We start from the raw sequence: 751 nt of genomic DNA, 5'->3' as shown, positions 1-751 counted from the left end.
GCTCTTCCGATCTGTTAAGTGATAATCTTGAAACGTTACAAGACTGTAAACTTGCATCCTGTAATGCTATTATGTCAGTTTACGTTCAAACCTTAGTTAAAAACTATCGAGAAAATCTCCAAAGATTTGAGAGATACAGAAATAAACCTCTAGATGAAGATCAAGAAAGTGTAATTTTCTTTTATAACCAAGATGAGGTTTTACCGGATGCGGTATTTTTTGAACAAGTGGCTGATTATTGGGCGAAAACCTCTATATTAATGCACCAAGTTGCAGCCGCTAATAATATTCCTTATTTTCATTTTTTTCAACCGAATCAATATTGGAAAACCAACCGAAAATTTAGCGAAGCGGAAAAGAAAATTGCTTTCATTGAGTCGAGTCCTTACAAAAAAGGAGTAAAATTTGGCTATCCTTTGTTAATTAAACAAATTGATGAGTTGAAAGCAAATAATATTAATATTTTTAATGCCCTAAATATTTTTGATGACGTTGCTGAACCCGTTTATGGAGATAACTGCTGTCACTATAACGCAAGGGGAGAAGAAATTTTTTCAACTTATATTGGCAGTTCAATTGTGGAGACGTTAACGGATAAATCTTTTGAGGCTAAAACTCAAAATTAATCAGATAAATGAATTTAAAAATATATTTTGCTGATCTTTATGTTAACATTTAATAGAGACTAAATATATGATTATTTGAGATGAAAGACCTGGGACAAAGTTTATCAAGCCAATTAGAACTGATT

1 pseudogene is annotated in these 751 nt (G+C 31.6%); it reads left to right on the top strand.

Annotated features, from left to right (window positions below):
• Nucleotides 1-626 (top strand): annotated as a pseudogene (locus M595_RS28175) (hypothetical protein); the annotation flags it as partial.
• Nucleotides 627-751: the final 125 nt, after the last annotated feature.

It is taken from the genome of Lyngbya aestuarii BL J, assembly GCF_000478195.2.
Lineage (GTDB): Bacteria > Cyanobacteriota > Cyanobacteriia > Cyanobacteriales > Microcoleaceae > Capilliphycus > Capilliphycus aestuarii.
The sequence above is the reverse complement of the archived record's forward strand: the minus strand, read 5'-3'. Positions and strand labels throughout refer to the sequence as shown.